This is a genomic window from Aquimarina sp. RZ0, assembly GCF_008370685.1.
Taxonomy (GTDB): domain Bacteria; phylum Bacteroidota; class Bacteroidia; order Flavobacteriales; family Flavobacteriaceae; genus Aquimarina.
The window spans coordinates 1-6944 of record NZ_VTZU01000132.1; the positions used below are offsets into that span (position 1 = coordinate 1).

Here is a 6944-nt window from a genome sequence, read left to right on the forward strand (position 1 = left end):
TCTTCCCAGTCATAAACTGTTCTAGAGCTTTCTTTTCTAATTCTTGCTGTTCTGTCTTTGTCATCTTATCTGAATAATGTGTAAATTAAAAATTTAGTATTCAGACAAGGTTATATTTACACTCTCAATAGAATGGTTAGATATTTCAATTTCTCCCGCTACAATTGGACATTTTTTTCCTCAAGCCAGACAATCTTGTCTGGCTTTTTTAATTATTATTCATTCAAACACATAACTTTTTAGAATTATCCATCATGATGTTTTTTGATAAAATTCTATAAGATTTTAATTTTTTTATCGAAACTAATGAATTACTAAAGTAAATATTAATAACAAGACCATTTAAATCGGCATACTATTCTAAATCTTTTAATAAAGCAATTGCATTTTTTGTGTGTCTAGTATTTTTAGAAATCAATTCTTTTAGAATCGGAATCATACTATCTTTTTGATTCATTCTTAAATAAGTAAGAGATAAAAACCATTGCGCATCAAAATAATTTGTACTTTCTCTGGAAAAAGTTTTAAACAATGTTTCGGCTTTTATCAATTGATCGGTATTGAGATAACTATTTCCCAAGCATAATTTCAACTTTTCTTCATTTGATTTTTGTACTACTAAGTTTTCCAAGTCAATAATAATTTCCCTGTATTTCTGACTTTTATAATTTAACAAAATGTCATTGAGAATCTTAATTCTTGTAGTATCAACACCTCGTTTTATGTCTTCAATAGGATAAGGAGTATAATATATAGCATATAAATCTTGTTCAGTATTATTTTGGAACCAAAAAAAAGTGGGTATTCCAATAATAAATATGATGAATGCTGCAATTTTCCAATAAGATAATACAAGTGATCTTGTCTTTTGCTGGTTATTTTCTTGTGCCAATTCTTCCTTAGCTATTATTAACTTTCTCCTAAAATCGATTGCTTTCGTATTTGCAAATTCGTTTCGAAGTTCTTTGTGAATTGTTATTTCATTCTTAAGCTCAGGATTGGCCTCTATAAGAGCCACAAAACTTTCTAATTCCGTTTCAGATAATGAACCTTCAATGTATGCTTCTATTGTTTCGAATAGTTTTTGTGTCATTTCCATAGTTGAAACTTATTTAGTGTCTGTTTTTCAATTCTTCAAAAACAGGATCTGTCTTGATTAATTCTGTTAGTCTCTTTTTACAATTAAATTTTTTCTTTCTAGTATAAGCTTCAGAAATTCCTTTTTGTTTTGCAATATCTTTCATAGATATTCCTTGAAAAAATAGAGAAAGAAGTTCTTGACAACCTTTACCTAATTCTAAAAAGCATTTTTGAAATACATAGCGCCTTTCATCATCATGTATCTGATCAATAATATTTAGATCATTGGTTTTAGACATCGAAAGTATACCTTCATGGTGCACGGTTTTTTGATTTCTTTTTAGCTTATTCATCCATAAGTTTTTGCAAACTGAGTATACATAAGTGCCTAATGCAGAAGTAAGTTCTAGAGAATCGTTCTCTAGTTTTTCATACACAAATACCATTGCATCTTGAAAAACATCCTCAGCATCAGCTTCACTACCGGAATTTTTTAGGATATAACTTTTTACCTGTGGTAAGTGTTTTTTATAAAACTCTTTAAGTATTGTTTTATCTCCTGCAACAATTCCTCTAATAATAATGTCTTGATTATTGTTATTCATCCATTAATGTTAAATCCACATGAATTGTTACCTTTTTTTTAATCTTTGCTATAAAAGTAACATATTTATTTTTGTCAATTATTAAGTATAGAAATAATAAATCTAGTTACAATATTTTGTCAATTTAAGCGTCTATAAGATAGTTTTTACTCAATTTAAAATGGCTTGTTTTTTGCTATAGTATATAAATAATTGATTTGAAGAAAGGTGTGTAAAGGCTTTGAGAGCAGCAGGATTTAATATATAGATTTTGACACTATATTAATAAAAGTAAAAAAGAATAATAGTTTGTTATGAGTAAAACTATAAAGGTTATTTTGGTCGTGATATTGGTTTTTATCAATATGACTTTAAGTTCGCAAACAATAAGTGATACAATAAAAGCACATCAATATTTTATAAAGGGAGATTCCCTTCTAAAACAAAGAGCATATAAACAATCCATTAACTCATTTGAAATTGCGGCTTCAATATTTAAGGAACATATCTCTTGGAAGAGGCATACGCAAAGTCTTAATAAAATAGCAGATAATTATTATCGTCTTCGGGATTTTGACCAAGTAATTAATCTTTCTAATCAAGCAATCAATATTTGTAATGAACAATTAGAAAAAGAGTCACTAGAGGAAGCAAAAGCATTAATAACTATAGGCAAAGTATTAAGAAGAAAAAACAAATATTATGAAGCTCTTGATACTTATAAAAAGGCACTATTCATTATTAAAAAACAGGTAGATACATCAGACCAAAAATTAGCTAGCCTATACAATAATATAGGGGTTTCTTATGATCAACTGGGTTTAGTGGATGATGCTCAACATTATTATTCTTTATCTCTTGATATCAATCAATACCTGTATGATCAGAAAAAGGAAAATGATTTAAGTACAGTATATCTTAATCAAGCAGTTTTGTATAGTAGAAATGGATTATATAAACAAGCTACTCCTTTATATAAAAAAACAATCAAGTTGGATAAAGAAAAATATGGAGAAAAACATCCGTATGTAGCTGGGGATTATAATAATATAGCATCAAACTATAGCTATATAGGAGAAGATTATCTTGCATTACAATATTTTCAAAAACAGCTTAACATATTAAAAGAAATACTACAAGAGGGAGATGAATCCTTTGCATCTGCATATCGTGGGATTGCTACCCAATATACTAGGTTAAATAAATTGGATTTAGCGCTAGAATATTATAATAAAGCGTTAATCATTTATCGCGATATTTATGGAGAAATAAATCTATCAACGGCTAATATCTTGTTAAATATTGGAGGTACGTATAGGATGCAAAATGAGCTGAACGTATCTTTGAAATATTTAAATAAAGCAATTGACATCTATAAAGATATTTTGGGAGAGGGGCATCCAGACATGTTATTACCTAATGATGAATTAGGTCTTTTTTATGAAAAGAAGGGGGAGTATGATTTAGCAAGCAAATTTTATCAAAAAAACATTAATATTGCGGTAAAGAATTTTGGGATAAAGAATCAAAAAACTGCCAAGTGTTATATTAGCAAAGCTAGAATCCAACTTCTAAATAAAGAGTATTCTATAGCTATACAAGAATTTCATAATGCTATTATTTCAGCTTCCAAAGAATTTAAAGATACTTCCACGAAATCTTCACCATCGATAAATGACTATTTTGATAGCAGCACATTATTATCAGCTATCTATGGAAAAGCAAAGGCACTAAAATTGAGAAAAGATGAAAATGAAAATGATCTTATACTATCGTATGGGAGCTTATTTTTTTGTGATTCTTTAATTGACCATACTAGAAATACCTATACATCTACTGAAGATAAAATGTCTTTAGAAAAAACTACTGCAGAGGTCTATAAAGATGCTGTCGCTGCTGCTTTAGTATTGTATAACAAAACAAAAGATAAGCAATATCTGCAAAATGCATTTTCTTTTTCTGAGAAAAATAAAGCACGTTTATTAGATGAACAACTTAGGAAATTAGATGCAAAAAACTTTGCAGGAATTTCTGAAGACAAACTTAATGCGATTCAGGATGTTACCATTAAGTTAGCACTATATGTTGCGAAGTTACAGGAGTATAAAGCAAAAAAAACTACAAAAGAAAATACATTTAAGATAAGCACATATAATGATTTTGTTTTTTCTTATACCAGGAAAAAAGATTCATTACTACAGGTAATTGAACAAGAATATCCCAAATATCATCAACTCAGATATGATAATTCTATAATTTCAATAACAGACATTCAACAAAAAATTTCTGAGGATACATTGCTATTAGAGTACTTTGTTACCAATACAGGGATATATGCTTTTGTTATTTCTAAAGATGATTTTTTTGTTGAAGAATTGAAAGTTTCTGAATTAGATAAAAATATATTACAATTCAGAAAAGCTATTCTAGATAAAGATATCGGTACATATTCTAAAATAGGGTATCAATTATTCAATTCATTAATTGCTCCACTTTCAATCGAAAAGAGTAGTACGAAAAACTTAATCATTATTCCAGATGGAATGTTATGGCACCTTAATTTTGATTTATTATTGACAAAAGATTCACCAGAAACTTCTGCAATAAACTTACCCTATTTATTGAAGAAACAGGTTATAAGTTACGCGAACTCTGCTGATCTTTTTTTTAGAGAGAATAATAACGACGAAGATAGTATAAATGAGTGCTTAGCTTTTTCTTTTTCTAATACCAAAAATTCCGAATTTGTTGATGGTGAAATCTCCTTAAGCAATCTACGAAATACTAAAAATGATTTACCTGGTGGCAGAAAAGAAATAAGAGCTATTTCAGATATTATTGATGGTACTTATTTTTATGGTAAAAATGCGATAGAGTCTAATTTTAAGAAAAATGCGGGTCGTTATGGAGTAGTACATCTTGCCGTTCATGGTGAACTAGATGACAAAGAACCAGGAAATTCGAAATTGTTTTTTACCCAAGTAAAAGATTCAATTCAGGATAATTATTTATATAATCAAGAAATATATAATATGGAAATCCCTGCAGAGTTGGTTGTTCTAAGTGCTTGTAAAACAGGTGCTGGTAAAATTTATAAAGGCGAAGGAATCATGAGTTTAGGAAGAGCATTCCAATACGCTGGAGCCAAAAGTTTAGTATTGACTAATTGGGAAATCTCTGACGAAACTACTCCTATTCTAATGAAAAACTTTTATACCAATCTCAAAAAAGGAATGGATAAAGCAAAAGCATTGAATCAAGCTAAATTACAATTTCTGGAAAACACTAATGTATACCGGACAGATCCATTTTATTGGGGAGGTTTTTATCTAATGGGAAATACAAACGCTATTAATTTGAAAAATAACAATCAGAATAATACATTTCTTCTTACAAGTATTCTTCCTATTATAAGTGTGTTTTTTGGGTTTTTCTTATATTTTAGAAAGAAAAACAGAAAAGCTTGATTAAATTAAAGTACTAATTGAAGGTAACATTTTGTTAACAAAATATATTAAGAGTATAATCCGATCAAAAAAGAACAAGAGAAACGAAGATCATACATATTTTTTAACTTAACATTTATCAAACAATAAATCATGATTGTAATGAAAAAACAGTTTACCTTTTTATTAGTAGTCTGTACAACTACATTTTTTTATGCACAAGTACATAATGGAGATGTTATTCTCGAAACACAAACCGATGTAGATAGCTTTACGCATACTGAAATTATTGGAAATCTAATTATTAGAAAAAGCGACTCTAATGGTATTTCTTCTGCTGGTGAAGAAATCGATAATATAACAAACTTATCAAGACTTAAAACACTTCGTGGAGATCTTAAAATCATTAACAATAATAAATTATCAAGTCTTCAAGGCCTTGAAGGCTTAAAAGAAATAACAGGGAATCTTGAAATTAGGAACAATGCATTGCTAAGAAACCTTAATGGTTTAAAGCTTGTAAAACAAATAGGAGGACATATACTTCTTATCACTAATCAATCTTTAACTGATATAGATGGATTGTCTAATATAGTAGAGGTTAATGGTAATTTTCAGATCCAGAATAATAATAAGTTGCGAGAATTATCTGGATTACAGAATTTAAATCAAATCAACGGTAATTTTATTATTAGAAATAATGATGCTCTAATTAATTTGGATGCTCTAAAAAATATAATGATTGTAAAAAACCGCCTGACTATTATCAAAAACAGAAAACTAATAAGTGCTTGTGGAATATTAAGGTTACTTTGGAACAGTGAAGCAGTTTCTGGAATAATCACTATTAGAGATAACGGAAGTCTTACTACTTCTTCTGTAAATCATACACTGTTTAGTTGTCATAACACGGCAGAACCTTATCCACAAGATTTAGTTTTAAGATCACAAACAGAAATAGATGCTTTTAACTTTGACGTTATTTTGGGATCACTTACAATATCAGAACGAACTGTTGGTACAATTACAAGTATCAAAAACCTAAAAGGTTTGACTAGAGTAATAGGTAATTTAAGTATTATAAATAATACAGCTTTAAAAGAGATATATACTTTGGGTTATTTAAGGCAGGAAGGAAGTATAGGAGGAGATTTGGTGATCGATAGTAATCCTCTGATTTCTGAAGGAGTATTTATTGAAGCTAGAGTATACTTCATCTGTGATAAGAAAGCTTCTAGATTAAAAGTGAGACAACATTCTTCTGAAGAATTTAGAATCTATCAACTACCTTTAGATCTTTCTCAATGTGCTGATACTAATCCTGGGAATGAGTTTGAACCTAGGGATTCTGATCGAATTATTAAGAAAACAAACCTATTAAATAAAGAGCATCCAGAGTCTATAATTTTATACAGTACGGTTTCTAATGGAAATTATATCAAGATAATAGGGATGATAGCACCTTTTAATTACAAAATTTTTAATTCTGTAGGTATCTTAATAGAAGAAAAACATCTGCATACTGTCGAAAAAGAAAAAGTAATTGTATTTGATCAACCATTGATATCAGGAATATATTATTTAAGGATTCAGACAGCTTCTGAAAACAGTTCACTGCAATTTATAGTAGAATAAAGAACTATATTTAATTCTGTAGCATAATAACACACCTTTCTATATAATAAAGAAAGGTGTGTTTTGTCTTATGGTTACCTCTAAAATTAATTTATTTTTAATCAAATAGTTATAGTATTTTACTGACTAAACACAGGTGAGATGAATAGTTACAAACGCACAGGAACAACTTCTTTATTTTCAGAAAGTTATCGATTAG

The 6944-nt window shown here is 28.6% G+C and carries 4 protein-coding genes; 2 read left to right on the top strand and 2 right to left on the bottom strand.

The features are described from left to right. Positions 1-355: 355 nt before the first annotated feature. Together F0000_RS26095 and F0000_RS26100 are read right to left on the bottom strand one after the other, a co-directional pair. Complete coding sequence (locus tag F0000_RS26095; RefSeq protein ID WP_149627642.1) at positions 356-1099, bottom strand: tol-pal system YbgF family protein; 744 nt, start codon at positions 1097-1099, stop codon at positions 356-358. Between the two features lie 13 nt (positions 1100-1112). Next, positions 1113-1685 carry an RNA polymerase sigma factor gene (locus F0000_RS26100; protein ID WP_149627643.1) on the bottom strand — a complete coding sequence of 191 codons (573 nt, stop codon included), beginning with the start codon at positions 1683-1685 and terminating at the stop codon, positions 1113-1115. Between the two features lie 293 nt (positions 1686-1978). Between F0000_RS26100 and F0000_RS26105 the strand changes: the two genes are divergently transcribed. Further along, the gene (locus F0000_RS26105) at positions 1979-5131 is read left to right on the top strand and encodes a CHAT domain-containing tetratricopeptide repeat protein (protein WP_149627644.1); all 3153 of its coding nucleotides are present in this window, start codon (positions 1979-1981) and stop codon (positions 5129-5131) included. A gap of 141 nt (positions 5132-5272) precedes the next feature. After that, positions 5273-6745, top strand: a complete 1473-nt coding sequence (locus F0000_RS26110; RefSeq protein ID WP_149627645.1) for a hypothetical protein — start codon at positions 5273-5275, stop codon at positions 6743-6745. Positions 6746-6944: the final 199 nt, after the last annotated feature.